This window comes from Allosphingosinicella vermicomposti (assembly GCF_003012815.1).
Lineage (GTDB): Bacteria > Pseudomonadota > Alphaproteobacteria > Sphingomonadales > Sphingomonadaceae > Allosphingosinicella > Allosphingosinicella vermicomposti.
The window spans coordinates 254,505-279,521 of the sequence record NZ_PXYJ01000002.1; the positions used below are offsets into that span (position 1 = coordinate 254,505).

26 protein-coding genes and 1 tRNA gene are annotated in these 25,017 nt (G+C 62.9%); 11 read left to right on the forward strand and 16 right to left on the reverse strand.

Annotated elements, in window-relative coordinates:
- Positions 1-253 precede the first annotated feature (253 nt).
- From C7I56_RS07095 to C7I56_RS07110, 4 genes are all read left to right on the forward strand, one after another.
- Positions 254-1,870, forward strand: a complete 1,617-nt coding sequence (locus C7I56_RS07095) for a M28 family metallopeptidase (protein WP_199792352.1) — start codon at positions 254-256, stop codon at positions 1,868-1,870.
- Positions 1,871-2,163: 293 nt separating this feature from the next.
- The gene (locus C7I56_RS07100) at positions 2,164-2,502 is read left to right on the forward strand and encodes a 4-fold beta flower protein (RefSeq protein WP_158703039.1); all 339 of its coding nucleotides are present in this window, start codon (positions 2,164-2,166) and stop codon (positions 2,500-2,502) included.
- 162 nt (positions 2,503-2,664) lie between these two features.
- A complete protein-coding gene (locus tag C7I56_RS07105; RefSeq protein ID WP_245409626.1) occupies positions 2,665-3,069 on the forward strand; it encodes a PRC-barrel domain-containing protein in 405 nt (134 codons plus the stop codon).
- Between the two features lie 64 nt (positions 3,070-3,133).
- The gene (locus C7I56_RS07110; RefSeq protein WP_106639868.1) at positions 3,134-3,532 is read left to right on the forward strand and encodes an MAPEG family protein; all 399 of its coding nucleotides are present in this window, start codon (positions 3,134-3,136) and stop codon (positions 3,530-3,532) included.
- Positions 3,533-3,535: 3 nt separating this feature from the next.
- Here C7I56_RS07110 and C7I56_RS12325 read toward each other — a convergent pair whose 3' ends face one another.
- The 4 genes from C7I56_RS12325 to C7I56_RS07125 form a co-directional block, all read right to left on the reverse strand.
- Entirely contained in the window at positions 3,536-3,712 is a 177-nt protein-coding gene (locus C7I56_RS12325) for a hypothetical protein (protein WP_158703040.1), read from the reverse strand.
- A 91-nt stretch (positions 3,713-3,803) separates the two neighbouring features.
- Positions 3,804-5,351, reverse strand: coding sequence for a DHA2 family efflux MFS transporter permease subunit (locus C7I56_RS07115; protein WP_106639869.1), 1,548 nt, complete (start codon positions 5,349-5,351; stop codon positions 3,804-3,806).
- A 3-nt stretch (positions 5,352-5,354) separates the two neighbouring features.
- Positions 5,355-6,422 (reverse strand): HlyD family secretion protein, encoded by a 1,068-nt coding sequence (locus C7I56_RS07120; protein WP_106639870.1) that lies wholly within the window; start codon positions 6,420-6,422, stop codon positions 5,355-5,357.
- Positions 6,419-6,862 carry a MarR family winged helix-turn-helix transcriptional regulator gene (locus C7I56_RS07125; protein ID WP_106639871.1) on the reverse strand — a complete coding sequence of 148 codons (444 nt, stop codon included), beginning with the start codon at positions 6,860-6,862 and terminating at the stop codon, positions 6,419-6,421. The genes C7I56_RS07120 and C7I56_RS07125 overlap by 4 nt, the downstream gene beginning before the upstream one ends.
- A gap of 251 nt (positions 6,863-7,113) precedes the next feature.
- Between C7I56_RS07125 and C7I56_RS07130 the strand changes: the two genes are divergently transcribed.
- Both C7I56_RS07130 and C7I56_RS07135 read left to right on the forward strand, forming a co-directional pair.
- Positions 7,114-7,187 (forward strand) — tRNA-Gly (locus C7I56_RS07130).
- Between the two features lie 56 nt (positions 7,188-7,243).
- Positions 7,244-7,615: a hypothetical protein gene (locus C7I56_RS07135; protein WP_106639872.1), complete on the forward strand. Its 372-nt coding sequence runs from the start codon at positions 7,244-7,246 to the stop codon at positions 7,613-7,615.
- On the opposite strand, the gene C7I56_RS07140 is transcribed toward C7I56_RS07135, so the two are convergent.
- The 5 genes from C7I56_RS07140 to C7I56_RS07160 all read right to left on the reverse strand — a co-directional run bounded on the left by C7I56_RS07140 (position 7,612) and on the right by C7I56_RS07160 (position 12,240).
- Complete coding sequence (locus C7I56_RS07140) at positions 7,612-8,370, reverse strand: competence/damage-inducible protein A (RefSeq protein ID WP_106639873.1); 759 nt, start codon at positions 8,368-8,370, stop codon at positions 7,612-7,614. The two genes, C7I56_RS07135 and C7I56_RS07140, sit on opposite strands and share 4 nt — an antisense overlap.
- Before the next feature lie 224 nt (positions 8,371-8,594).
- Entirely contained in the window at positions 8,595-9,719 is a 1,125-nt protein-coding gene (locus tag C7I56_RS07145; RefSeq protein ID WP_106639874.1) for a sensor histidine kinase, read from the reverse strand.
- Between the two features lie 39 nt (positions 9,720-9,758).
- The gene (locus C7I56_RS07150) at positions 9,759-10,859 is read right to left on the reverse strand and encodes a sensor histidine kinase (RefSeq protein WP_106639875.1); all 1,101 of its coding nucleotides are present in this window, start codon (positions 10,857-10,859) and stop codon (positions 9,759-9,761) included.
- Between the two features lie 103 nt (positions 10,860-10,962).
- A complete protein-coding gene (locus tag C7I56_RS07155) occupies positions 10,963-12,087 on the reverse strand; it encodes a Re/Si-specific NAD(P)(+) transhydrogenase subunit alpha (RefSeq protein ID WP_106639876.1) in 1,125 nt (374 codons plus the stop codon).
- Positions 12,088-12,102: 15 nt separating this feature from the next.
- Entirely contained in the window at positions 12,103-12,240 is a 138-nt protein-coding gene (locus C7I56_RS07160; protein WP_106639877.1) for an aa3-type cytochrome c oxidase subunit IV, read from the reverse strand.
- Positions 12,241-12,382: 142 nt separating this feature from the next.
- On the opposite strand from C7I56_RS07160, the gene C7I56_RS07165 reads away from it, so the two are divergent.
- On the forward strand, positions 12,383-13,843 hold the full coding sequence (locus C7I56_RS07165; RefSeq protein WP_425352385.1) for a sigma-54-dependent transcriptional regulator: 1,461 nt from the start codon (positions 12,383-12,385) through the stop codon (positions 13,841-13,843).
- Between the two features lie 107 nt (positions 13,844-13,950).
- A complete protein-coding gene (locus C7I56_RS07170) occupies positions 13,951-14,181 on the forward strand; it encodes a hypothetical protein (protein ID WP_106639879.1) in 231 nt (76 codons plus the stop codon).
- On the opposite strand, the gene folP is transcribed toward C7I56_RS07170, so the two are convergent.
- Positions 14,178-15,263, reverse strand: a complete 1,086-nt coding sequence (gene folP, locus C7I56_RS07175) for a dihydropteroate synthase (protein ID WP_106639880.1) — start codon at positions 15,261-15,263, stop codon at positions 14,178-14,180. The two genes, C7I56_RS07170 and folP, sit on opposite strands and share 4 nt — an antisense overlap.
- A 19-nt stretch (positions 15,264-15,282) precedes the next feature.
- Positions 15,283-16,203 carry a DUF481 domain-containing protein gene (locus C7I56_RS07180; RefSeq protein WP_106639881.1) on the reverse strand — a complete coding sequence of 307 codons (921 nt, stop codon included), beginning with the start codon at positions 16,201-16,203 and terminating at the stop codon, positions 15,283-15,285.
- 87 nt (positions 16,204-16,290) lie between these two features.
- Here C7I56_RS07180 and C7I56_RS07185 point away from each other — a divergent pair, with 87 nt between their 5' ends.
- From C7I56_RS07185 to nth, 3 genes are read left to right on the forward strand one after another with little or no spacing between them, the layout of a single operon-like run.
- Entirely contained in the window at positions 16,291-17,676 is a 1,386-nt protein-coding gene (locus tag C7I56_RS07185) for an MATE family efflux transporter (protein ID WP_106639882.1), read from the forward strand.
- Positions 17,677-17,724: 48 nt separating this feature from the next.
- Positions 17,725-18,426, forward strand: a complete 702-nt coding sequence (gene dapB / locus C7I56_RS07190) for a 4-hydroxy-tetrahydrodipicolinate reductase (protein ID WP_106639883.1) — start codon at positions 17,725-17,727, stop codon at positions 18,424-18,426.
- Positions 18,423-19,124: an endonuclease III gene (gene nth / locus C7I56_RS07195; RefSeq protein ID WP_106639884.1), complete on the forward strand. Its 702-nt coding sequence runs from the start codon at positions 18,423-18,425 to the stop codon at positions 19,122-19,124. Before dapB ends, nth begins: the two co-directional genes overlap by 4 nt.
- 649 nt (positions 19,125-19,773) lie before the next feature.
- Here nth and C7I56_RS07200 read toward each other — a convergent pair.
- From C7I56_RS07200 to C7I56_RS07220, 5 genes are all read right to left on the reverse strand, one after another.
- The gene (locus C7I56_RS07200) at positions 19,774-20,874 is read right to left on the reverse strand and encodes an OmpA family protein (protein ID WP_106639885.1); all 1,101 of its coding nucleotides are present in this window, start codon (positions 20,872-20,874) and stop codon (positions 19,774-19,776) included.
- 201 nt (positions 20,875-21,075) lie between these two features.
- Complete coding sequence (locus C7I56_RS07205; RefSeq protein WP_199792353.1) at positions 21,076-21,573, reverse strand: DUF2793 domain-containing protein; 498 nt, start codon at positions 21,571-21,573, stop codon at positions 21,076-21,078.
- An 11-nt stretch (positions 21,574-21,584) separates the two neighbouring features.
- A complete protein-coding gene (locus tag C7I56_RS07210) occupies positions 21,585-23,768 on the reverse strand; it encodes a phage tail protein (protein WP_106639887.1) in 2,184 nt (727 codons plus the stop codon).
- Positions 23,768-24,163, reverse strand: coding sequence for an NlpC/P60 family protein (locus C7I56_RS07215; protein WP_106639888.1), 396 nt, complete (start codon positions 24,161-24,163; stop codon positions 23,768-23,770). Before C7I56_RS07215 ends, C7I56_RS07210 begins: the two co-directional genes overlap by 1 nt.
- A 1-nt stretch (position 24,164) precedes the next feature.
- Positions 24,165-24,977 (reverse strand): DUF2163 domain-containing protein, encoded by an 813-nt coding sequence (locus tag C7I56_RS07220; RefSeq protein ID WP_106639889.1) that lies wholly within the window; start codon positions 24,975-24,977, stop codon positions 24,165-24,167.
- Between the last annotated feature and the right edge of the window lie 40 nt (positions 24,978-25,017).

Genomic DNA, 25,017 nt, shown 5'->3' on the forward strand with positions numbered 1-25,017 from the left:
TCAGGACTAGCGGGGTTGAGGGTGTGCGGCGCCCCCGGATCAGCCTGTTCTGGTGCGGGTTCGTTTGCTCCTTCCCTTCCCTCCCGTTCCCTCCCCTTCCCGGTCCAGTATTCTTGCCCCACCCCGCTAGGGCTGAGCCTGTCGAAGCCCGTGTGAACGACGCGGGGACCGATCAGCCCGCACAAACTGAACTGGACGTCAGGTGATATTGTCGCCTAGCTTCGCCCGGCATTGTCTTTGTTGGGGAATCATCATGCGTTTCGCTCTTCCTGCCGCCCTTCTCGCGGCTATTTCGCTGGCATCGGTATCGGTCGCGCAGACGGCGGATCAGCCGGACTTTACGGCGGAGGGCTTCCGGAGCCATGTCGCGTTCCTGTCCGACGATCTGCTCGAAGGGCGCGACGCGGGGACGCGGGGTTATGACATTGCGGCCCGTTATGTTGCGACGCAGTTCGAAGGGCTGGGCCTCAAGCCGGGCAATGGCGGCAGCTGGTATCAGGAGGTGCCGTTCGGCGATTATCGCGTGGCGGAAGGGTCGACGCTGACCATCGGCGGGAAGGCTTTTCCGCATAATGGCGACATATTGCTCTATCCCGGCGCGGACGCGCAGCTCAGCCTTGAGGCGCCGGTGGTGTTCGCGGGCTACGGCCTCGATGCGCCCGAGCGCGGCTTCAACGATTATGCCGGGCTCGACGTGAAGGGGAAGATCGTTGCGGTGCTGAGCGGCTATCCCAAGGGGACTGCCAGCGATGTTGGCGCACATCTGACCAGCGAAAAGGGGCTGATGGCGCAGAAGAATGGCGCCGTGGGCATGATCACGATCCGCAACAGTGCCGAGATGAAGCGGCGCTCGTGGAATGCGGTCAAGGCCAATGCGAGCCATGGCAACATCACCTGGTCCGAAAACGGCAAACCTTATTCCGCGGCGCCGAATATCCGCTTTTCCGCAACGCTCGATCAGTCAGCGGCCGAGGATTTGTTCGCGGGCGCGCGGACGCCGCTGAAGACGGTGCTGGCCCAAGCCGACAAGGCTGGCGGCAAGCCCAAGGGCTTTGCGCTGAAGCCGAGTGTCAAGGTGGAGCAGCAGACGACGGCCAAAACCTTCTCCAGCCCGAATGTGCTGGCGGTGCTCCCGGGCTCCGATCCGGCGCTGGCCAATGAATATGTGCTGCTGATGGCGCATCTTGACCATGTCGGCACCGATCCCAGCATTCAGGGCGACCAGATCCACAATGGCGCGATGGACAATGCGACGGGCATCGCGACGCTCATCGAAGTGGCCGAGGCGATGGCGGCATCCCCCAACCGGCCCAAGCGGCCGATCCTGTTCGCGGCGGTGACGGCGGAAGAGGATGGCCTGCGCGGATCGCAATTCCTCGCCAAGCATCCGGTGCTGGGCAACGGCAAGGTGGTGGGTGTCGTCAACCTCGACATGCCGGTGCTCACTTACGACTTTCAGGACGTGATCGCGTTCGGCGCCGAACATTCGACGATGGGCCAGGCGGTGGCGCGCGCGGGGGCGAGCATGGGCGTCAAGCTGATCGACGATCCGCTGCCGCAGGAGGGGCTCTTCACTCGTTCGGACCATTATCGCTTCGTGCAGGAGGGCATTCCGTCCGTATTCCTGATGACCGGTTTTGGCGGCGAAGGGCAGGAGCGCTTCATGCACTTCCTGCAGAATGATTATCACAAGCCGTCCGACGAGATCGATCTGCCGTTCAACTGGCAGGCCGGTGCCAAATTCGCGCGGATCAACTATTTGATCGCCCGTGAGATTGCCGATGGGGCGGAAGCGCCGCGTTGGTATCGGGGCAGCTTCTTTGGCGATGTGTTCGCGAAGGATCAGCCAAAGGCGGCACCGGTTAAGTGAGGGCAATCACCCTTCAGCCGCTAGGGCTGAACTTGTCGAAGCCCGGAACCAGCTGGAACCGCCCTTCGACAAGCTCAGGACTAGCGGGTGGGGGGTAGGGCTTTTTCTAAACCAGAGCGGGCCTGCAATTGGGCACAGTTCGGGTCATCAGACGAGGTGTTTCTCCGTAGCGCCAAGCCCCCTCCCCCGGGCCCCTCGTTCATCTGGCGTACAGGTTCCAAAATGGATTTTCAGCAGGCTCGTTAACCACGTTTTCGGGCCTGTTTTGAACGCCTTATGAGGGGGTGGCAGCAATGCCCATGTATGTGTACCACGCTGAGGGTTATCCCGTCGGCTTCCGGTTCGGCGACTATATTCACGACATGAATGGCGATGCGGTGGGCCGGATACTGGGCTCCCACGTTTTTCGCCTCGACGGCGCTTATGTCGGCGAGTGGTTCAAGGAAACAGTGGTGGCCAAGCCCACCCATACGCCCCGTCCGATCCTGCCAATGAAGCGGCCGGACTGGGTGCCCTCGCCAGGCCTGAGCTTTTCCCGCCGGGCCGTCGTCAATTATGGATATGAGGACGTATTCCATCTTCTCGCCGAACCGATGCTTTTGGAAGACGAATATCGGATGGCGGCCGAATAGAGCGGAACCAGCCCCACCTCTCCCGCGTTTGGGTGGGATCGCAAAGGTGAGTTGGAAAACGCCGCCTTTAAAGGTGGCTCAAGAGGGGCTTCAGCTTTCTAAGCTGGGGCCCCTCGCGCTTTTTTCGGCCCGCTAAGTGTCGAACAAGGACGGGAGGTTCCCATGATCGAAATGGAACAAGTCACGGTCCAATCCACGGACGAGGTCACCGATTTCCAACATGAACTGATTTCTTCGCGCAGGGTGGAAGGCACGCCTGTTTTCAATACCCGGGGCGAGAAACTGGGTCACGTTCACTCCGTGATGATCGGCAAAAGAAACGGCAAGGTCGCCTATGCGGTGATGTCGTTCGGCGGTTTCCTCGGTATGCGCGAACATGTGCACCCCGTGCCGTGGGAGCTTTTATCCTACGATGTCGACCTCGTCGGTTATGTCGTGGACCTGACGCGCGATCAACTGAGGGGCGCGCCGGCGATGCGCCTAGACGAGGCCGACAGGCCCCAAGGCGAGGATTATGACGCGCAGGTGTCCCAATATTATGGGACGATGAACTGGTGGGGCCTATAAGCTCGCTCCCCTGACCGACGGGGCGCAACTTGCCAAGGCGTCCGGCTTTGGCAAGGATGGCGCGATGACCACCGAACTCACCGTGCTCGCCTGGGGCTGCGTCCTCGCCATCGTTCACATCTTCGCCGCGATCCGGGTGAAGACGCGGCAATATGGCACCGCCTGGAACATGGGCGCGCGCGACGAGGATCTGCCGCCGCCCCAGCCGATCGTCGGCCGCCTCGAGCGGGCGCGGGACAATTATCTGGAAACATTCCCGATCGTCATCGCCGCGATCTTGATCGTGACGGTGTCGGGATCAAGCAGCGATCTGACCGAAGCAGGCGCGCTACTGTGGATCGGCGCGCGGATCTTTTATCTGCCGCTCTATGCGGCGGGAATTCCAAAGATCCGGACCTTTATATTCCTGCTCAGCATGATCGGGATCGCATTGATCCTCGCCCCGTCGCTCTGGCCGCAATAGGCTTTAGCTGCCGGCCTGCGCGCTGCCCTCCACATAACGTGTCTCGAGCTTGTCGGCGCTCATTTCATATTCGATTGCCATTTGCTCCAGCATCGCTGCTGTCGGTCTGTGCTGCGTGGCGCGGGCCTGGGAGCGGCATTGGTCCGCACGGCCGCGAAGCTCGCTGATTTGGTCGTCCAATCATGTCTGCCTTTCAAAAGGCAAGCTAGGGACGAAGGAGCCTGCAACCCATTCAACGAGCAGCGAGAAGCCCTAAGCCTTTCGATATAGGTCAGTCCGCGATTACCGGCGGGCCGCCCCCTCCCCGTGCCTTGCGCAGCAGCAACAGCAACGGCAACGAGGCAAGCGTGATGAGCATCATCAGGTGGAAATCGTCGATATAGGCGATCATCATCGCCTGCCGGTTGATTTCCGCATTAAGCATGGCGAGCGCCGCATCGCCATTCGCGCCGAGGCGGTCGATCAAGGCGGGGTCCACGCCTTGCAACTGGCTCTGCGTTACGTTGGACGCAATATCGGCGTGGCTCACCTGCAGGTTGCGCGAAAGGAGCGTCGTCACCACCGAAATGCCGATAGATCCCCCGATGCTGCGCGACAGGTTGAGAAGGCTTGCGGCCGTCGTCCGGTAGCGTGCTGCCAGCGTCCCGAACGCGAGCGTATTGAGCGGCACGAAGATGAGGCCGAGCCCGAGGCCCTGAATGACGCCGCTGATGATGATGGGCCGCGAGTCCATGTCGAGCGAGAAGCCGGACATCTGCCAGAGCGAAAAGGCCATGAGGCCGAAGCCCGACAGGATGAGCAAGCGCGCATCGACCTTCCCGACAAGCCGCCCCGCGAGCATCATCGAGATCAATGTTCCAACGCCGCGCGGCGCGGTGAGGAAGCCCGATTGGAGCACTGAGTAGCCCATCAGCCGCTGAAGAAGCGGCGGCAGAAGAGCGAGGCCCGCGAGCAAAAGCACGCCGGTCACCGCCATGAAGACGAGGCCGGTGGCGAAGTTGCGGTCGACGAACATTTTGGGATCGAAGATCGGGTTTTTCGCCGTCAGCATGTGGACGACGAACATCCAGGCGCCCGCAATCGCGATGCCGAGCTCGATCCACACTTCCCAGCTTTGGAACCAGTCCAGCTGCTCGCCGCGATCGAGCATCATCTGGAGCCCACCGATGGCAAGGGCGAGGAGCGCGAAACCGAACAGGTCGAAGCGTTTCGAAACCTTTGGCGTCGAGGGCATGTAACGGATGAGCATGACGGTCGCGAGGACGCCGACGGGGAGGTTCACCAGGAACACCCACCGCCAGTTGAAGCTGTCGGTCAGCCAGCCGCCGAGAACCGGGCCAAGGATCGGGCCGATCATTACGCCGCCGCCGAACAGGGCCATGGCCTTGGCGTGCTTTTCAGGGGGGTTGATGTCGAAGAGGGTCGCCTGGGCGAGCGGCACGATGAATGCGCCCGCCACGCCCTGAAGCGCGCGGAACAGCACCATTTCCGGCATATTCTGCGCCACGGCACAAAGGACCGACGCGATGGTGAAGCCGATCACCGTCCAGATGAAGAGCCGTTTGCGCCCTACCTTGTCGGCGAGCCAGCCGGTGATCGGAATAGCGACGGCCGACGCGACGATGTAGCTTGTCAGCACCCAGTTGATCGTTTCCGACGTCGCGCCAAGGCTCGTCTGCATATGCGGAAGTGCGACGTTGGCGATCGTGGTGTCGAGCACCTGCATGAGCGTACCCAGCATCACCGCGATGGTGATGAGCATACGCTCCAGCCCTTCCGGCCGTGCCGCGGCGGGCGCAGGGAGGGCGGCGGTTGCCATCGCTTAGCGCGCGGCCACCTGTTGCGGGGCGCGGCCTTTCGTATCGATCGATACTTCGGCGGACAGGCCGGCGATCATCGGGCGGCCCGGGGTTTCGTCGAGCGCGATGCGGACGGGAACGCGTTGCGTCACCTTGACCCAATTGCCGGTCGCATTTTGCGCGGGAAGGACGGAGAATTCGGATCCGGTCCCTGCCCCGATGCTGGCGACATGGCCGTGAACCGTCATACCCGGATAAGCGTCGAGCTCGATTTCGGCAGGCTGGCCTATTGTCATTTCGGCAAGATCGGTTTCCTTGTAATTGGCCTCGACCCAAGTGTCGCCGCTCCGCACGATGGTAATGACGGGCACGCCAGCGACGACCGCGTTGCCGACCTGCAAGCGATCCGCCTGGCTGACATAGCCATCTCCAGGTGCGCGAATTTCGGTGCGTTGAAGATCGAGCAAGGCCTTGTCCCGCGCAACGCGGGCCGCCTCGATCGCGGGCTGGCTTGCACTGCCGCCGCTGGCGAGAGCCGATCGCGCGGTTGCCGCTTCAGCCTGCGCATTGGCGAGGCGTTCGCGTGCTTCCTGGACGGCATGTTCGGCTTGTTCGTAGCGGGCGCGCGTAGTGAAGCCGCGCCCGAGAAGCTCGGCGTAGCGAGTGAATTCCTTTTGCGTGAAGCCGAGGTTCGCCTGCGCGCCCGCAATGTCGGCGCCCGTCCCCGCCGACCGGGTTTCGAGCTGATTCACTTGCACCTGCGCCGCCGCGATCTGCGCCTCCGCCTGCGCGAGCGCGATGCGATAGGGCCGCTGATCGAGCACGAAGAGCAGATCGCCCTTCTTCACCCGCTGGTTCTCGCGCACATGGACCTGCGCAATCGTTCCGGCGACTTCGGTGCTCACCGAAACCTTATCCTGCGCGACATAGGCATTATCCGTGGAGACGTAGCGCCCCGAGGTCAGCCAGAAATAGCCGCCGATTATCGCCAGCAGCAGAGGCACAGAAATAAGGAGCAGGGTGCGCACGATCGGCTTCCGCCGCGCAGGAACCTCCACCGCCATGTCGTCCATCGTCATTGCCTTGTTCATATCGCCTTCCGCACGGCCCCTGCGCCGCCTTTGCTGAGATTGTCCCTGATCCGCGCCATGACCGAGAGCGCCTGACGCCGTTCTTCCGGAGAGATGCCCGCCAGCGCATCGCGGTGCATGGCGATCCCGATGTCCTGCAATTCGGCAAGAACGGGGCGAGCCTTGTCAGTCAGGTGAATACGCCAGGCACGTCGGTCCTCTTCATCCTTGCGGCGCTCGACCAGGCCCGCTTCTTCAAGCCTGTCGACCATCCGGCACAAGGTGATCGGTTCGACATCCAGATCGTCCGCAATATCAACCTGCCGCATACCGTCACGGCGCGACAGGCGCGCGAGCACACGCCATTGCGCGCGTGTTGCGCCGAGGGCCGCGGCGCGCCGGTCGAAATCGCGGCGCAGGATGCGCGCCGTCTCGACCACATCGAATCCGAACGTTTCCATATTCAGGCATATAATAAGTAGGCTTATTATATTCAACAGTGAAACGGGGGTCGCTGGTTTCACCTTGTTAGAAGGCAGACTTTGGCCGACGTATTTCTCCATGACGTTGAGCTTACTTATTTCAGCGGCTTACATCATTCAGGCTACCTTGAGCCCGACGGCCCCTCTGTCGCCAAAAGTCTGCGTTGACGCGCGCAATCTGTTCGTGTCAATCGGGCTGGATCGCAGGGAGACTGCGATTTCGCTGATATGCGGGCGTAGCTCAATGGTAGAGCAGAAGCTTCCCAAGCTTACGACGAGGGTTCGATTCCCTTCGCCCGCTCCAGGCATAAGCGCAGCCCTTGGCTAGTATAGGTGCGTGTCTTACGCTAGGCGGCAAATATGAACGTCGCGGACATCGGCACCACCCAATATGCCGACATCAAGATTTTTGTCGAAGCCTATACTGGTCTGGAGCGGGATGCGCTGCACGTCCACCTCGCGCTGCTTCTATATCTGCTCGCGATGTTCATATTCCGACAGACGCGCCGCAGCCGTTTGCCCTGGCTGGTCGTGCTAGCGGTCGAGTTGCTGAACGAGATGTTCGATATCCGGCGTGCTCAGATGGGCGGAAGCCCCATTGCCTGGGATGAAGGTCTTAAGGATCTCTGGAATACGATGTTGTGGCCGACGGTGCTGCTCGTCATCGGGCGCTACACGACATTGTTCGAGCATCGCAGCCACCATTCCCGGCAGAGAGACGACCTGAGCTAGATTGCGCCGTCGACCGGCTCCCGGCCATCGGCGGCGAGCGCGGCGATCAGGGCGTTTGCGCAGCGGTCCAGCGTCTCTGCATCGGTGCTCCGCAAAACGAAATTGGCGCCGCCTCGCCCGTCCTTGAAGAAGGGGTAGGAGCCGATCTGGCAGCCGGGATACGCCTTTTCCGTTTCCGCAAGCAGGGCGGCGACTTCGCTTTCCGCGACCCGGCAGCCGACCGTGCGGGACAGGAGTGGCCGGCCACCTTCCAGCTGGCCGGACAAAGCCTCCAGCATAAGCGTTGTGATGTGCGGCACACCGGCGAGGATGAAGATGTTGCCGACCCGGATGCCGGGCGCGCCGGACATCTTGTTTTCAATGAGGTCCGCGCCGTCGGGCACGCGCGCCATGCGCAAGCGCGCTTCGCTAACGCCGCCGCGATCCTTGTAATAATCCTCGAGGATTGCGCGGGCGGCGGGGTGCACGACGACCGGGACGCCGAGCGCCGCCGCGATCGCATCGACGGTAATGTCATCATGCGTCGGGCCGATGCCGCCGGTCGTGAAGAGATAGTCATAGCCTTCGCGCAATTCATTGACGGCTACGACGATCCGATCCTGAACGTCCGGCACGATCCTCACTTCGGCGAGGCGGATGCCCTGCAGGTTGAGCCATTGTGCCACCTGCGCCACATTCTTGTCCTGAGTCCGGCCCGACAGGATTTCGTCGCCGATAATGATAAGGCCCGCGGTCCAGATCCGTTCGTTCGTCATGCCCTGCCTATAGACCGGAAGCCGCACCTTTGTCGAAGGCCCAAGGGTCCGGACTCAATAATAGAGTGGGTTGGGATCGCCTGGAGAGTGAAGCGGCGGGCCGTCCTTTGCCGCGTGGCTGCGTCGTTTCGTCGGTCACGATGCATGAGCATCGCTCGCCTCCTCTCTCCTCGCCAGACAACAAACGCCAACCCGTCACAACCCGCTCCCTAAGAGTACGGACCCTAATGGACGGCGACAGGAACCCGTGCCAGCGGCGCGGCGCGGGCCGGCCCTTGCCGGAAGGGCAGGTTGATCGTCGCACGGTAGCCGTTGCGAAGCGGCTCGCTTTCCAGGCACGCGTCCGATCCGAAGATGAGCGCCAGCCGCGCGCGAATATTAGCAAGGCCGATGCCGCCGCCGTTCGTTTCCGGGACATCGCCAATCGCTTCCTCGGCTTCATTTTCCACGGTCAGGATCAGGCGATCGCCGTCGCGCCGCCCGATGATCCGCACCTTGGCGAGGCCGCGTGAGTACTGGACGCCATATTTCAGGGCATTTTCGACGAGCGGCTGAAGGATGAAATTCGGAACGAGCGCCCGCGCGATCTCATCATTGTGACCGATTTCAATTTCGAGGCGATCCTCGAAACGCGCCGTTTCCACCTCCAGGTAGGAAAGGATGAGGGCAAGTTCGTCGCCGAGCGCCGTTTCCAGACCTTCGATTTCTGAAGAAACACGCAGGAATTCGGCAAGCTTCCCGGTCATGCGCTCAGCCTCCGCAGTCCGCCCGGCAATGATCAAACCCGATACCACGTTGAGCGAATTGCACATGAAGTGCGGATTGATCTGCATACGGAGCATGTTGAGCTGCGCCTCCAGCTTCGCGGCGCGGGCATGGGCAAGCTCCACCTCATCCATCCGGATCTTCCGCGCGGCGGACGACACCCAAAGCAGGGCGAGGTTGCAGGCGTCGAGAACCCAGTAGATGCTGCCGACCATGAGCTGAGCCTGGGGCGAGGCATCGGGCATGCGATGCTGCACGAAGCTGATATGAAGCAGATATTGGCCGCCATAATCGGCAGCCATTTGCATGATGGCAACGACCGTCACCGCTGCCGCAAGGGCGGGGAGGGCAAGCCAAACCGGCTGGCCGGAAACCCTCCTGATCAAAAAAGACAAGAGAAGCGCGAACAGGAAGGATGTCGCAAACGCGGTGAGGATGCTCAAAAATTCGGCAAGGCCTGTCACCTGCCCGGTCAGCCAGGTCACCGGCCCGAGAATGATGTAGACCGCCAGCCACATCACGAAGGTCAGCCGTATCGCTTCCCGCGTCCGTGGAGGCACAATGCGCAACCGCTTGGTCAGCATGGCTGATGCGTCCCACACTTCCGGATGCCCGAGCGATCGTTAAGCAGCGCGGCGCAGGACATCATCCGCCTCCTGCTCACGATAGGGAATGGCGATCGTTGCCCGATATCCATTGTCCAGCGCCTCTGAAACGAACTCCGCCTCGCGGCCGAACAGAAGATCGAGCCGGCCCTGTACATTGGCAAAGCCTATACCGGCGGGTGCAGCATCGCCGGAGGGGGCCAGGCCAATATTTTCCACGATGAGCAAAAGGCGCTCGTCATCCCGGCGCGTGTGGATGCGCAATATCGCGGCGCCCTCGCCTGCTTCCACGCCATATTTCAAAGCATTGTCGATTAGAGGCTGGAGGATGAACGTCGGAATGAGTGCCGATTCCAGCGTCGCGTCATGTTCGATCTCGATCGTCAACCGATCCCCGAAACGCGATGCTTCCACATCGAGATAGGCGTCAATCATGTCGAGTTCTTCGCCAAGCTCGGTTTCCGCGCCCTCAATTGCCGCCGCAGTCCGAAGGAAACTGGCCAGCTTGTCGGCCATGCGCTGCGCCTCGCCCAGCTTGCCGTTTGCGATAAGGCTTGAAACGACGTCGAGCGAATTGCCCATGAAATGAGGATTCACCTGCATCCGGAACATGTTGACCTGCGCCTCGAGCCGGGCCGCGCGCGTTTCGGCGAGCTCCACCTCCTGCAATCGGATCGTCCGGGCCGCCGATGAAATCCAGAGGAGGCCGATATTGCACCCGTCGAGCGCCCAATAAAAGGTCGTCGCGACCAGCAAACTTTGTGTATCCTGCTGAGGGAGGCGATGACCGTCAAAGACAAGATGCAGGAGGTGCTGACCGCCAAAATCGGTTGCCGTCTGGAGCATCGCGGTGATCGTCATAATGATGACGATCGATGGAACAGCCAACCACAAGGGCTTACCCGCAAGGATGCGCAGGGTGAAATAAAGCAGGCTGCTGAGCAGAATTGCGGTGACGAACCCCGTCCAGATCGAAAGAAATTCGCCTATGCCATTGATCTGCCCGGAGAACAGAGCCGCAGGCGTCATGATCGTCGCTGCCACGAGCCACAGGACGAACGTCAGCAACGCCGCATCTTTGGGTTTAGGCGGAACGATATCGAGGCGCTTGCCAATCATTGTCTAAAGCCCCCCGCCGTCCATCGCTATCCAGTTACAACCGGGCCGATAAAGCCGCGGCCAAAGAGCGCGATTACCCGAGATTGACGTATTGGCCAAGGGTTCAGGCGAGACGCGAATTCACCACTTTCCCGTTTTGCGTCACTCTTGTGCCTGCCACGATTTCGTCATCCGCCGGCAGGGACAGGTGCTTTCCTTCCGCGTCCCAGAAGGCAGCGATGAAATTATAGAGATTGCGCGCGTAAAGCGCCGATGCATCGGCTGCGAGGCGGCTTGGAACGTTGCGATGGCCGACGATCCGTACGCCATGCCGTTCGACAATCTGGCCCAACTCGGAGCCTTCCACATTACCGCCCTGTTCGACGGCGAGATCGACGATCACGCTGCCCGGCCGCATCGTCGCGATCTGGGCGTCAGTGATGAGACGCGGCGCGGGCTTTCCCGGGATGAGCGCCGTGGTGATGACGATATCCTGCTTCGCGATATGGGCGGAGACGAGTTCGGCCTGCCGCGCCTTATAATCTTCGGACATTTCGGTGGCGTAGCCGCCCGCGCCTTCCCCCTCTATGCCTTGCACGTCGTCGACGAAGATCGCCTTGGCGCCAAGGCTTTCAATCTGTTCGCGCGTTGCCGAGCGCACGTCGGTCGCCGACACAACCGCCCCCAGACGCCGCGCCGTGGCGATGGCCTGAAGCCCCGCGACCCCCACCCCCATGACGAAGACGCGCGCCGCCGTCACCGTTCCGGCGGCCGTCATCATCATCGGAAAAACGCGGCCATATTCGGCGGCGGCGTCGAGCACCGCCTTATACCCTGCAAGATTGGATTGGCTGGACAGGATATCCATCGATTGAGCGCGCGTGATGCGGGGCATCCATTCCATCGCCAGCGCTTCAACCCCCGTAGCGGCATAAGCATCGACGCGGGCGCGCTCTCCAATCGGGTTGAGCGTCCCGATCAGCACAGCGCCGGGCGCGGCATCCTGGAGGATCGCAGGATCCGGCCCTTGCACGCACAAAATGATCGCGGCGCCCGGCAATATTGCCGTCCGTTCGCCGATTTCAGCACCGGCCGCGCGATAGTCTTCGTCGACGATCGACGCGGATTGGCCCGCGCCCGCCTCCACCGAGACAGTGGCGCCAAGCGCGATCAGTTTTCTTATGGTTTCGGGGGTGGCAGCGACCCTGCGCTCACCTTCCGCTTCTTCCTTGAGGACCGCGATCTTCATGCCGCGGCCCGCCCGTTAATTCGCGATCACAAGGACGACGATGGCCGCCGCGATCAGCGCCACGATCGTTCCCCACTTCATCATTCCGGTGAACAGCGAATAATCCTGAACATGAGCGTTCATGTCGTTACCGGTTTCGTCGGCGGCCATCATCTTCCCTTTGGCGATAGTCGTTTTGGTTCGCAGTCACCCTTACCAGCCGTCGCGCCCGCGCCAAACCCAAAAATTCACCACCATTTTAACAAGCCGTTTACCATCCATGGTTAATACTGGTCCCATGACCGTCCAGACCAGCATCGCCGCGGACCGGCCGCGCTGTCTCCTCCTCATCGGGGACGATGCCGCGCAGAAACGCGTCGTCACCGCGACTGCGGCACGGGCAGGATGGTGGGTGTTTGGCGCGCCCAACGGCGATGCGGCCATGGCCATGCTTGCCGATGAAGACAATTCCGATGTGGGCGCCGTGCTTTTGGAGCGCTGGCCGGGGGAAGCAGCCGGAGCCGCTCTCCTTCATGGCATCCGCGCCATTCGGCCCGGGCTTCCGATTTTCATCCTTGCCGATGAAGGCGAGGCGGGCCTTGCCATCGATGCGATGAGAGCCGGAGCGACCGACTATTTGCTCCGCTCCCGGGTCGCCGATCGCCTGCTTTCTGCACTTCACGCTGCCGCCGACCGCCGCAAGGGCGGAGGCGAATTGCGCTTTCTTTCGGAAAAGCTGTCGCAGCCGCTGGAATTCGAGCAAATCGTCGGATCATCGCCCGAATTTCGCGCCGCCATGGCTGTCGCGGCCAAGGGCGCACGCAACCGGGCTGCAATTCTGATCGAGGGTGAGCGGGGAAGCGGCAAGGAACTCGTCGCCCGCGCCATCCACCATGCGAGCCCGCGCAAGAAGAAGCCATTCATCGCGGTCGATTGCGCGGCCATCCCACACAATCACATCGAATCCGCATTGTTCGGTCATGAACAGGGCGCCTTTGCGGGGGCCTTTACCCGCCATGCCGGTTTTTTCGAAGCGGGCGATGGCGGCACAATCTTCCTCGAAAACATCGCCGATCTCGCGCCCGACATGCAGGAGCGGCTCGCGCGCTTGATGGACAGCGGCGAGATCGAACGGATCGGCGGGACCGAACCGATGAGCGTCGACATCCGGATCGTCGCGGGCACGACCCGCAAGCTCGCGAACGACGCCGAAGCGGGCCTGTTCAATGCCGAATTGCTGACGGCCCTGTCGCACGTCACCGTCTATCTGCCTCCGCTGCGGGAACGGCGCGGCGACATTCCGTCATTGGCTCGTCACTTGCTGTTTCACATTGGCGAGCAGCCCGGCATGCGGCCAGTGACGATATCGGACGATGCCTTGGGTGTGCTGATGCGCTTTGGCTGGCCCGGAAATGTTCGCCAGCTCCACAACGTGCTGTTTCGCGCAGCCGTGCTGGCGAAGAGCGAAGTGCTGACGGCAGCGGATTTCCCGCATATCCAGCTAGAATCCGCTTACAGCCGACGTGCCGCGGACATTGGGAGCGGCATGGCCGCCCCGGTGCCTGCTCCCTCGGCACTGACAGGGGCGCCGGGCGTCACCCTGTTCACGCCCGACGGACACTTGCGTCCGTTGGAGGATATCGAGGCGGATGTCATACGCCTTGCCATCGGCCATTATCGCGGCCGCATGACGGAAGTTGCCCGCCGCCTCGGCATCGGGCGCTCAACGCTCTACAGAAAGCTCAGCGAACTGGGCATCATGGACGCGACTCAATAAGCCCTCGTCGATCAAATCGACTCTTTCGTCGCAAGATCGCCAGCGGCGATTGACGCCCCTCCGCTTCCCGCTTCAAGGCGGCGAAACCTACATTTTGGGGGGTAATTATGAAGATCAAGACTCTGGCCCTTGCGGCCACTGCGGCTGCGCTTCTCGCAGCTCCGCTTCAGGCCAATCCGGCCGCATCGCTTTCGCTTTCGGCCCGCGCCGGTGAAGCGGTTGAAGGCGAAAACGCCCTGTTCGGCGGCCTCATCGGTTCCGTCATCAGCATCGGCGTCAGCCTGCTGAGCGCCTATCTCGTCTACGAACTGATCGACGACGAGCCGGAAAGCGCCTAATCGATACGGGGTGTGAGCGCAGCGTCTCTCAGGCCGCGCCACACCCTTATCGCCTGAACCGTTTCAGGCACATCATGGACGCGCACGATATGCGCGCCTTGCTCCACCGCCTTCATCGCAAGCGCGATCGATCCGCCAAGGCGCCGATCGGCTGGAGCCTCTCCCGACAATGCGCCGATCATCCGCTTGCGGCTCGCGCCAAGGACGATCGGGCAGCCCAGGCCGTGAAGCAGCGACAATCCGTTCATCAAATCGAGATTGTGCTGAACGGTTTTGCCAAAGCCGATGCCGGGATCGATCAGGATCTTATCCCGCGCAATGCCTGCTGCGATGCAAGCCGCAATCCGTTCTTCCAACCAGTCATAGACGGCGAGCAGGACCGGCCCGTCATAGGATGGCGCGTCCTGCATGGTTTCCGGCGCGCCCTGATGATGCATTAGCACGACCGGGCAGCCCCATGACGCGACGACATCCATCGCGCGCGGATCGAAGGTCAGCGCCGACACGTCGTTGACGAGAACCGGCGCGATCTGAAGCGCGGCCTCGATAACGGCGGCCTTCCGCGTGTCGAGCGAAAGCGCCGCGCCGCCCGCCGCAAGCCGCTCGAGCGGAGGCAGGACGCGATCGATCTCATCCTGCTCCCAAACGGGTTTGGCGCCAGGCCGGGTAGATTCACCGCCAATATCGACCAAGGCCGCCCCAGCCTGCGCCATGGCGAAGCCGGCATCCGCCGCCCTCTCCGCATCGTCATGCACGCCGCCATCGGAGAAACTGTCCGGCGTGACGTTCAGGATGCCCATGACCTGAGGCTGGTCGAAACGGATCACACGGTCGCCCAAAACCAGCGGCGCCCGTGGAGCCGTGAGATTGGTCCAGGCTGTCCGGGCGCGATCGTCAAGTTGGCCGAGGCGATCTTCGATGGCAGCGACGGACAGAAGTTCGCGCGATAGGCGTCCGCCTTCCACACGGATCAACTCGACCGCGGAGAACCAGCTGAGTCCGCCGGCCAGACGCGCAACCTGCCCATCCAGCCCGAAGGGGGCGTCAATGAATCCGGTCGGTCGAAGATAGACGCGTGCCATGCTGTTTTCCGGCCGATTGCTAGAAGGAGTAGACCAAGGTTGCCCGGCTTAGCGTATCAACCGGATCCCGGCCCGCCGGGGCATCGCGTTCATATTGGATATTATAAGAAAACCGCGCCTTCAGAGCGCCGATCAACTTCGTGTCGAACGTGGTCGATGCGCTGGCGCTGCTGTCGCCTTTTTCCAGATAGAGCGAACCCGTCTGCGCGAAATGAAAAGTCGGGGTGATCTTCCACGCGAGCGCCATCGACGCGCGGCCCGCAACCTTCGTCTCGCGGCCATCGTCGTAGAAATCGGTATGGCGGAGCGCCGGCCCGCCTTCCACATCGAGCGTGACGGGGCCGCCTTTAAGCACGCCATAGCCCGCCCCGGCGCCCAGCGTGTAGCGGTTGATATAGCCCAGAAACCGGTCATGCTCATATTGGCCGAGGCCGAAGATGTAGAGCCGGTCGTCGAACTTGAAATTGGGCTGCCACGCCGCGAGGACGCGCTCGGTCGTGGCTTGGCCGTTGGTTTCCTGAATATCGGCGCGGGCGGACAATTTGTGCCGCCACTGTATCCCTTCGCGCTCCAAATTGGTGGCGCCGTAAAGGCCGAGGCTGTCCGAATTGCCGGTCGAGCGCGATGCGCCCAATTCGACCTGCCCCTTCCAATTGTCGAGCATATCGGCGGCGCGCAATTCTTCGGTGCGTACCCGCTCCGCCTCCGCCGCGCGCACTGTCATGTCGGAGCGCCACGCATTTTCGATGACGTCGATTTCGGCGATTGCGTCGGGATTGGCCTTGCGGGCAAGCGCCAGCACGGTTTCCACCGCTTTTGCATCGCCGCTATCCAAAGCGGCGTCGATCATCGCGCGGACAGGAGCGGCGAGCGCCGGCTCGGCCGGGACGGCGAGCGCCGGCGCGGCAAGGCACAGGGCAAGAGCAGCCGGAATAAGCATGGCCACGTCTTAAGCCGGATGGCCCGGGAGCCGCAACCCCGGCCGCTCGCATTGCCCCCCCGCGTTTTCAAGCCTAGGGCGTGGCTCATGCACGCCGCGCTGCAACCTGAACGCCACCTTTGGCGCGACGAGATTCGCGCGACCGTGTCGCTCGCCGTTCCGCTGGTGCTCACCAATGTCGCACAGGCGCTGATCCATGCGACGGACGTCATTCTGCTCGGCTGGTTGAGCGCGCGAACGCTCGCAGCCGGTACACTTGGCATCAACCTGTACACCGCATTCCTGATCTTCGGATTAGGCTTCGTTTCGGCCGCATCGCCGATGATCGCGCGCGAGCTTGGGCGGAAAGCGCATAGCGTCCGCGATGTGCGCCGCACCGTGCGCCAGACGATGTGGGCAACGCTGGCAGCGGCGGTGCCGATCTGGATCATCCTGGCTTATACCGAAACGATCCTGATCGCTTTTGGTCAGGAGCCTGAACTCGCGCGCAATGCGGCGACACTCGTGGGCCCCTTGAAATGGGGGTTGCTGCCGTTTCTCCTCTACGTCGTGCTCCGCAACTTTCTTGCCGCGCTTGAGCAACCCAAATGGTCGCTGCTGGTCGGCACAGCGGCCGTCTGCCTGAATGCGATCGTCAATTACGGCCTGATCTTCGGAAAGTTCGGGCTTCCCGCTTTGGGTCTGTTCGGCGCGGGCCTGGGCAGTTCGCTGTCCAATCTCTTCATGTTCGTGAGCATGGTGCTCGTCGTCAGTCTGCATCCGCGCTTTCGCCGCTATCGCCTCTTCGGCAATTTCTGGCGCGCGGATTGGCCGCGCTTCCGGGAAGTATGCGCGCTTGGCCTGCCGATCGGCATCACGATGGCGCTGGAAGTGACCATCTTCAACGCCGCCGTCTTTTTGATGGGCCTGATCGGCGCGAGTTCCATCGCCGCCCATGCCATCGCCATCCAGATCGCGGCGCTCACTTTCATGGTGCCGCTCGGCCTTGCGCAGGCGGTGACGGTGCGGGTAGGCCTTGCTTATGGCCGGAAGGACAAGGACGGCATCGCGCGTGCAGGCTGGACGTCCTTCGCACTCGGCGTCGGGTTCATGACGCTGACTGGCATCGTGATGATCGCTATCCCCGAAACGCTCGCCTCCGCCTTCCTCGATGCCAGCGACCCGGCGAACCGCGAAGTCATTAGGCTGGCCGTATCATTCTTGATTGTCGCCGCCCTTTTTCAGATCGTCGATGGCGCGCAGGTGGTCGGCGCCGGCATGCTGCGCGGCCTTCACGATACGAAGGTGCCGATGATCTACGCGGCGCTCGGCTATTGGGTGGTTGGCCTGGGCACTGCCATCGCGCTCGCCTTCTGGGCGGGATGGGAAGGGGTCGGCATCTGGACCGGGCTTGCAGCCGGGCTTGCCGCTGTTTCGGTGCTGATGGTCGGCCGCTGGATGCGCCGCGAGAAAATCGGCCTGGTCGGCTGGTAGTTGCGCTTCCTCCTCCCCTCGCCCATGAAGCCGGTGCGGAGGACAAGGATGACGGTAAAGATCACGATATTCGGCGCGAGCGGGCGCATGGGGACGGCGATCGCCAATGTGGCGGAGGGCGACGAGGCTGTTGCCGTGGTCAGCGCAGGCGCCGATGTCTTGATCGATTTCTCCGCGCCTGCCGGCCTCACCGCGCATCTCGATGCGGCAGTGGCGGCAAGGACGCCCATCGTCATCGGCACGACAGGCCTCACCGCCGATCATCAGGCCGCGATCGATGCGGCGGCCAAGTCCGTCGCTGTCCTGCAGGCCGCCAACATGTCGCTCGGCGTCAACATCCTTGCCCACCTTGTCCGCGAGACGGCGGTACGGCTCGGCCCGGAATGGGATATTGAGATCGTCGAAATGCACCACCGGCACAAGGCCGACGCGCCCTCCGGCACCGGGCTGCTGTTGGGCCGTGCGGTGGCGGAGGGACGCCATGTTTCGCTCGACGACGTCAGCGACCGCAACCGCGACGGCATGACCGGGCCGCGGACGGAGGGGCATATCGGCTTTGCGGTGATGCGCGGCGGATCGGTGGCGGGCGACCATCAAGTCGTGTTTGCCGGGGAAGGCGAGCGGATCGAGCTTGGCCACCGCGCCGAAAGCCGCGTCATCTTTGCGCAGGGTGCGGTGAAGGCCGCCATATGGCTCGCGGGCAAGCCTGCCGGTCGCTACACTATGGATGACGTGCTGGGCCTTGCATGAAGAAGGCGGATGTTGATACCTTTTACGCCCGGCTCGCGGAACGGACCCCTGATCCCACGACCGAGCTTGAATATGTGAACACCTATACATTGCTCGTCGCTGTGGTTCTGTCCGCCCAAGCGACGGATGCTGGCGTCAACATTGCGACGCGGCCATTGTTCGAGGAAGTTCAGACGCCTGAGGCAATGGTCGCGCTAGGCGAGGACAGGCTTAGGGACGCGATCAAGACGATCGGCCTGTTCAGGACCAAAGCGAAAAACGTCATAGCCCTCAGCCAGATCCTGATCGATCAGCATGGCGGCGAAGTCCCCGCGACCCGCGATGCGCTGGAGGCCCTGCCCGGCGTCGGCCGGAAGACCGCCAATGTCGTGCTGAATACAGCGTTCGGCGAAGAGACGTTCGCGGTCGACACGCATATCTTCCGCGTCGGGAACCGCACCGGCCTCGCGCCCGGCAAGACGCCGCTGGCGGTGGAATTGCAACTCGATAAGGTGACGCCGGGGCCCTATCGCAAGGACGCGCACCACCTCCTCATCCTGCACGGCCGTTATGTGTGCAAGGCGCGCACGCCCGAATGCTGGCGCTGCGTGGTTGCGGACCTCTGCCGCTACAAGCCCAAAACGCCGCCGCCCAGCAGCGAACGCCACTCCCGCGCGTTGAACCGGGCGAAGGGAGACAGGATATCAAAACCGCCGTAGTCTTCGCCGCCGCGGGCGCCACTTGTGGATTGAACGCCTTTCAGCAAGTCCGATCGGCCAGATAGCTGCGCTCGAACGCTTGTACCTGAGATCAAGCCAACGGCGGCACTGCATTCATCGCGTTGGTCAACCACATCGCATCAGCCGCCCCCTTTCCAAGATGCCGCCCACCAAGGCCTTTCAATCGATAGAGCGCGCTTCTCCACCGCGATTCCAAGCGTTGATCAGGCCCACGCGTCGAAAGCTGGTCAATAGAATGAGCAAGGCGTCGAGGCCGTAGAGCGCAGAAAATCGGCCGCGCCGCGCAGCAACGTCCAGGCGACTGCTGCGACGACCTAAAACCGCCAGGGCTTAACGTGTCGAAGCCGATCCGGCCGGGTGGGTGGTCCTGCGATAAGTCCAAGGGCTGGCGCCAGCGATTAAGCCAAAACCATTTCAACCATGACCGCGTTACCTGAAGTCACAGCTGAGTGGATCGGCGTCATTGCCAGCTACCCGCCGCCACGGCGGCTCCTGCTTCTGGCAATCTCATTCCTTTTAAGACCAGCCTAGCCGCCCTCTCTCAGCCAGCGGGCACAAAAAAAGAGCCGGCCCCGAAGGACCGGCTCCCTTTTCAGCAACCCCGAACCCGAAGGTTCGGGAGGCCACCTTACATGCCCGAACCCGGACCGAAGGTGATCTGCACGTTGCGGTTCTGCGGTTCGCGCACGCCGTCGGCAGTGTCGACCAGCGGACGGCTTTCGCCGTAAGCTTCAGTCGTCATCTGGCCGTCCGGAATGCCGCGACCGGCGAGGTACGAACGCACGTTGTTGGCGCGACGCTGCGACAGACCAACGTTGTAGCTGTCCGAACCGGACTTGTCCGCGTTACCGGCGAGCATGACCTGAGCCTGACCCGTCTGCTGCCAAGCGGCAGCGGCGTTGTCGAGGATCGCGGCAGCCTGCGGCGTGATCTCATCCTTGTCCCAATCGAAGAACACGATGAACGGACCCTGCTGCACCGGCGGCGGCGGAGGCGGCGGCGGGGGCGGCGGGGGAGGAGGCGGCGGGGGAGGAGGCGGCGGCGGGGGCGGCGGAGCCGGCTCCGCACCACCGAAGTTGAAGCTCACGCCACCAAGCAGGCTGTGCGAACGATGACGGAATTCGAGTTCCGTGCCATCAGCTGCCACGAGATCGACGTTCGGAACGTTGAAGAAACGATACTTCAGCGTCACGTCGATATTGTCGGACACTGCCTGGCGAACGCCGGCAATGACTTGCCAGGCGAAACCGGTATCGGAATCGTCGAGCAGCGGATCTACGTTCGAATAGAACTGAACATTGTTCGCCTTGACGCGAGCGATACCGACACCGCCGCCGATGAAGCCGCTGGTTTCGTCATCGCCGAAATCGGCCATGGCATTAACCATGAAGCTCAGAGCGCGCGTGCTACCGCCAACCGGGCTGATTTCGCCGGTTTCGCCGTCGAGCGGAATGGTGGTTACGATGGAATCGATATCCGCCTTCTTGTAAGCGGCTTCGGCTTCGATCCGGAACCCACCGAGGTCGTAACCGATGGTGGCGCCCAGGTCGTAACCCGTGTTGCTATCGATGGTGAAAGCGTCTTCGGTGTCGTCGACCAGATCGACGTCGATGTCTTCGACGATCATCGCGCCGCCTTCGACACCGACATACCACGCACCGTCGCGCGCGGCGGCCGGGGCCGCAATGGCCGTGGACGACAACGCCATAATGATGGCGAGCTTCCGCATAAATGTTCCCCTTTCTTCTGCGTTCCAAGTAAAGAACGACGAGAGCCAACTAAAGGATGCGCGGTTTTCGTGCAAGCACGCATGACCTCGCAAACTGTTGCCAAAAAGCCGCATCCCACCTCACGACATGGGCAGCCCTTAGACAGACGACCCCTCAAACGTGGGTTAATGGCTTAGGTTTCATGTCCGGTCCAAAAAATTTCAATCGGTCAGACCATGTGTCTTTAGAGCCGCAGTGAGCGCGGCGATGGCGGCGCGCGCTTCGGCATCGACCACGCTGCCTCCCGCAGGCGCTGCGATCGCTGGGAGGCGCTCGCCAATTATTTGTTTTCCTTCGATATTTACAGACGATCCATGGACAACCCCTGCGTCCCAGCCAGCCCCTGCCCAGATCATGAAATAGCCATCCGCCTTGTTCCATACCTGCATGCCGGCCACTACTTGCGCAAAGCGCCATCCACTCTCCGTCCAGCATGCAATCTGGTTAGCGCGGCCCTCAAACGCGCCAGCGGCTCCGCTCGTAACGATCCACGCCTGCCCGGGAGCGGGATCCGTTGGCGGCACCGCCACGCCGGCATTTTCAACGGCGGCGCACAGGATCATGTCGATCCGCGCCAGCGCTTCATTATGGAAAAACTCCTTCTGTGCCTGCCCTGGGATAAGAAAGGGCAGGTCGTGCCGCGCGCTCGTATCGGTCATCGTCAATCCTCTTAAAGTGAGAAGGTCGCAGTGGCGGGGCGTGAGCGTACTAGCGTTCCGATCTGAACGATCTCGACGCTTATGGATGCGGGATGACCGTCCGCCGCCCGAGCGGCCGGCCCATAGAGGAAGGCCGGTTCCGTCGTTTCCACGCGCCGCTCGAAGCCAGCGCCCGACAACCGCACCTCGTAGCGCTCACCTTCCTCGCCCATCGGCGTATCGCCTCCGTCGAGCCATGCCCAGCCCGACCGGCTCCGCCGCACCCACTTCAATTCGAGGCCCGTTGCTGTGGGGATCGCGCGGAGATGGACCGGCGCAGGGGGCCGGATCGCCTCGCCACTCACCACGCACTCCGCTGCCACCCCCTCGGCCGCGTCACCAATACCTTGCCCAACGATCCGTGCATTGGCCCCGATCATGGCGATGGGCGGTTCGATGACTGAAAGGCTGTCTGTTTCAAGGAGAACGAATGGCGCCCCCGCGCCCGCCGTCCCGGCCGCCCATTCCGTCCCGCGCCGCCCGCGCAAAAGCCGGGACAAGCGGAAATGCCCGCCGCCCAAAGGTTCGGCAGCACCGAATTGGATCAGTTCCTGACCAACCAGGGCCAGATTGCGCCCCGCTGCCAAGGCATCGTCGTCGCAGCTTTCCAGCCACATGCCATCATGCGGCAATGCCACCTCGATCGTGTTTATAAGGTCGAGCATAGCTGATCCGGCGGCGGGGAGCGGCTGCTCCAATATGCCCATCGCCGCTGGCCCGGCAGTAATGCCCACCGCTTCCCAACTCGTCCCGCCATCGTAGCTCAGGATCAGCTCGGCTTGCCGCCATCCCGCCGCCCGGCCTGCTGCTGCCACAAACAATAGCGGCTTGGTCCGCTGGGCATCATCGCCCAGTGGCAGATCCGCCACGACCAGCATGGTTCCACCGTGCGCAGCGTCTTCTTCGCCCGTCGCGCGACCAGGCGTCGCGTCGATGATCTGGGGCGCCCCGCCCGGGACGCGCAGCAGGTCGGCGGTCACCACCATCCGGTCGAACGTGGTCCGCCCGACACGCCAAAGGCCAGGCCGCCCCTCCAGCGTGACAAGCCGGCCCGGCGTCAGTTCCACCTCACGCCAGCCAATATGAGCCTTGCCTGCTTCCCGCCGCGACCAGGCCGTTTTCAGCCGATATTCCGCAAAGCCCTTGGCCATGCCCGCGGACAAGGTCGCGGGCATGGCCCGCCGCTCCGCGCGCCCATTCGCCTCGCCCCGCACGGCGCGCTGCAAGCCCGTCTGATAGTCGCGCGCCGGATCGTGATAAGCGATGGTGATATCGGCGGGTGTCAGCCCCGGCGCCTTGCGGCTGAACTCGGCGCGCCCTCCCGCATCTCCCGGTCCCCACACGCCAGTGTCGGAGGCCGCAAGCTCGACCATTGCCTCTCCCAGGCTACCGATACGAAGGTCACCGTCGGCGCCTTCCTGCAGGGACAGTGGCATCGCGTCGATCAGTGGCTCGATCGCCCCCGCAATACTGTCCCCGCTCGCCGCATAACCGCCGATCGAAGGCGCGCTTCCCGCCGTCATGACGCCGCCGCTCAATTCAGACGCCATGGCGGCAACATTCACCGCGCCATCGTCCGCGACGATCTCGAACGTGAGCGACGGAATGCGATTGCCGTAATCGGCAAGCTGAAAATCCTCGAACACCGCATAAGCGATGCCGCGAAACGCGGACGTCGATCCGATCCCCTCTCGCGATGCGATCATCGGATCGGGCGCCTGCTCTTCAGTCCCGCGATACAACCGGTATTTCGTCCGGCTCTTGAAGTCGCCCGCCGCCCCGCGCAGCAATTTTCCGTCCGCCCAAATCCTTCGCACATCCGCGATCCGCCGGCCCGAAATCGCCACCGCGAACGAAGCCGAATAGCTGTAGCTTGTGACTTTCGGCTTCCCCTTGCCACCCCCGCTCGTGCTGCGGCTTTCCTTCAAATCCGTCGCCCAGATTACCGTTCCCGCAGCGCGCACGGTCCCGAAAATCTTGGGGATATGCGAGCCATAGGATGACGTCTGCACCGCCAAATCGCCGAGCCGCGGTCCCTGCCGCGCCTTTGGAGCAAACAGCGCGCCATCGACCTGCTGGCCGACCATCGCGCCGATCATGCCGCCGATCGGCCCGCCAATCGCGGTGCCGACCGCCGTGAACACTAAAGTCGCCATCAGCCCCGCGCCCTCTTCCGCCAGATACTCACCACCGGCCAGTCCGGCGCGCCCGGCCGCTCCACCACCATCCTCGCCCCCGCATCGGCATGAACAAAGCCGTCATCCGTCACGATGGCGAGGTGCAGTTGCTCGGCCCCCGCCTTCAGCACCAGCACGTCCCCACGCTCCGCCGTCTTCACCGCCCGCATATTCGCTGCTCGCAGCCCCTCACAAAGCTCCGCGACCGTCCCGCCCCGCAAGGCATAGTCACGCCGCACATTCTTCACCCGCGCCGCGACCGCGACGAGCCCGATGCAATCGAGCCCTTCCGCCGCGCTCCGCCCCTGCGGCCGGAAGCGCACGCCAACCATCGCCCGCGCCCGCGCGGCGATGGCGTCTCCCATTTTCGTCATGTCAGGTTCCCGGATAGCGGGTCAGAAGATCCATGCCCGGCAGATGCGGCTCGCCCCGGAAGTTCACCGCATTGCCAAAACGCGTCCGGCACGTCGCAAAGCTGCGGTCGCACCCCTCGACAATCTCGACCCGATCGCCAGCCTCCGGCAGAAAGGGCGGCGGCTCCGCCAAAGTCAGCCGCGTCCCCGCCGACGAGGCAATGCGGCTTTGCAGCCCGCTATTCGCCCCGCCGATCCAGCGCAGCCGCCCATAGCCAGAAGCATTGCCCGCCGCCGCATCGGCCACCGTCAGCACATCCTCGTCAAACGCCATCACATGCGTCACCCGCGTCCGCCCCGCCAGATCCACCCGGCAGCGCCGATCCCCCAGCGAAGCCCGGCATTCCGGTGACGTCTGCTCCGAAACCGGCCGCTCCAACGCCGCCGTCATGCCCCGCAATTCGGCGGAAAAAGCCATGCCTTCCATGCTGACATCGCCAATCTCGCCCCGCGCCAGCACCAGCTGTTCGGCACCCGGATCGGCCCAATCCGTCATGAAAATGCGCACCGCCGCGCCGTCCCAGCGGCCCGCCTGCAAGTCCCGCTCGGTAATCGCCGCACTGGACAAGGCCCCGCCAATTTCCAGCCGCGCCGCATCAAACCCGTCCGTCATGGTAATCGCCGAGGGCAGCATCCCCGGCGCCGCGCGATAGGTAAGATGGCCAATCTCTAGATCGCGATCATGCGTCGTAAAGCCCAGGCACACGCCATCCGCCCGCTCGATCCGCCAGCAGAAGGCGATCGTGCCGACCGGCTCATTTAGAAATGCAGTCATAAATCCCCGCAAACAGACCCGCGTCACCTCGGCGAAAGCC

What these genes read in the sequence shown, in the direction of transcription:
- C7I56_RS07095 (WP_199792352.1), top strand. Translation starts at nt 254, where the DNA reads ATGCGTTTCGCTCTTCCTGCCGCCCTTCTCGCGGCTATTTCGCTGGCA.
- C7I56_RS07100 (WP_158703039.1), top strand. Translation starts at nt 2,164, where the DNA reads ATGCCCATGTATGTGTACCACGCTGAGGGTTATCCCGTCGGCTTCCGG.
- C7I56_RS07105 (WP_245409626.1), top strand. Translation starts at nt 2,665, where the DNA reads ATGATCGAAATGGAACAAGTCACGGTCCAATCCACGGACGAGGTCACC.
- C7I56_RS07110 (WP_106639868.1), top strand. Translation starts at nt 3,134, where the DNA reads ATGACCACCGAACTCACCGTGCTCGCCTGGGGCTGCGTCCTCGCCATC.
- C7I56_RS07115 (WP_106639869.1), bottom strand. Translation starts at nt 5,351, where the DNA reads ATGGCAACCGCCGCCCTCCCTGCGCCCGCCGCGGCACGGCCGGAAGGG.
- C7I56_RS07120 (WP_106639870.1), bottom strand. Translation starts at nt 6,422, where the DNA reads ATGAACAAGGCAATGACGATGGACGACATGGCGGTGGAGGTTCCTGCG.
- C7I56_RS07125 (WP_106639871.1), bottom strand. Translation starts at nt 6,862, where the DNA reads ATGGAAACGTTCGGATTCGATGTGGTCGAGACGGCGCGCATCCTGCGC.
- C7I56_RS07135 (WP_106639872.1), top strand. Translation starts at nt 7,244, where the DNA reads ATGAACGTCGCGGACATCGGCACCACCCAATATGCCGACATCAAGATT.
- C7I56_RS07140 (WP_106639873.1), bottom strand. Translation starts at nt 8,370, where the DNA reads ATGACGAACGAACGGATCTGGACCGCGGGCCTTATCATTATCGGCGAC.
- C7I56_RS07145 (WP_106639874.1), bottom strand. Translation starts at nt 9,719, where the DNA reads ATGCTGACCAAGCGGTTGCGCATTGTGCCTCCACGGACGCGGGAAGCG.
- C7I56_RS07150 (WP_106639875.1), bottom strand. Translation starts at nt 10,859, where the DNA reads ATGATTGGCAAGCGCCTCGATATCGTTCCGCCTAAACCCAAAGATGCG.
- C7I56_RS07155 (WP_106639876.1), bottom strand. Translation starts at nt 12,087, where the DNA reads ATGAAGATCGCGGTCCTCAAGGAAGAAGCGGAAGGTGAGCGCAGGGTC.
- C7I56_RS07160 (WP_106639877.1), bottom strand. Translation starts at nt 12,240, where the DNA reads ATGATGGCCGCCGACGAAACCGGTAACGACATGAACGCTCATGTTCAG.
- C7I56_RS07170 (WP_106639879.1), top strand. Translation starts at nt 13,951, where the DNA reads ATGAAGATCAAGACTCTGGCCCTTGCGGCCACTGCGGCTGCGCTTCTC.
- folP (WP_106639880.1), bottom strand. Translation starts at nt 15,263, where the DNA reads ATGGCACGCGTCTATCTTCGACCGACCGGATTCATTGACGCCCCCTTC.
- C7I56_RS07180 (WP_106639881.1), bottom strand. Translation starts at nt 16,203, where the DNA reads ATGCTTATTCCGGCTGCTCTTGCCCTGTGCCTTGCCGCGCCGGCGCTC.
- C7I56_RS07185 (WP_106639882.1), top strand. Translation starts at nt 16,291, where the DNA reads ATGCACGCCGCGCTGCAACCTGAACGCCACCTTTGGCGCGACGAGATT.
- dapB (WP_106639883.1), top strand. Translation starts at nt 17,725, where the DNA reads ATGACGGTAAAGATCACGATATTCGGCGCGAGCGGGCGCATGGGGACG.
- nth (WP_106639884.1), top strand. Translation starts at nt 18,423, where the DNA reads ATGAAGAAGGCGGATGTTGATACCTTTTACGCCCGGCTCGCGGAACGG.
- C7I56_RS07200 (WP_106639885.1), bottom strand. Translation starts at nt 20,874, where the DNA reads ATGCGGAAGCTCGCCATCATTATGGCGTTGTCGTCCACGGCCATTGCG.
- C7I56_RS07205 (WP_199792353.1), bottom strand. Translation starts at nt 21,573, where the DNA reads ATGACCGATACGAGCGCGCGGCACGACCTGCCCTTTCTTATCCCAGGG.
- C7I56_RS07210 (WP_106639887.1), bottom strand. Translation starts at nt 23,768, where the DNA reads ATGGCGACTTTAGTGTTCACGGCGGTCGGCACCGCGATTGGCGGGCCG.
- C7I56_RS07215 (WP_106639888.1), bottom strand. Translation starts at nt 24,163, where the DNA reads ATGACGAAAATGGGAGACGCCATCGCCGCGCGGGCGCGGGCGATGGTT.
- C7I56_RS07220 (WP_106639889.1), bottom strand. Translation starts at nt 24,977, where the DNA reads ATGACTGCATTTCTAAATGAGCCGGTCGGCACGATCGCCTTCTGCTGG.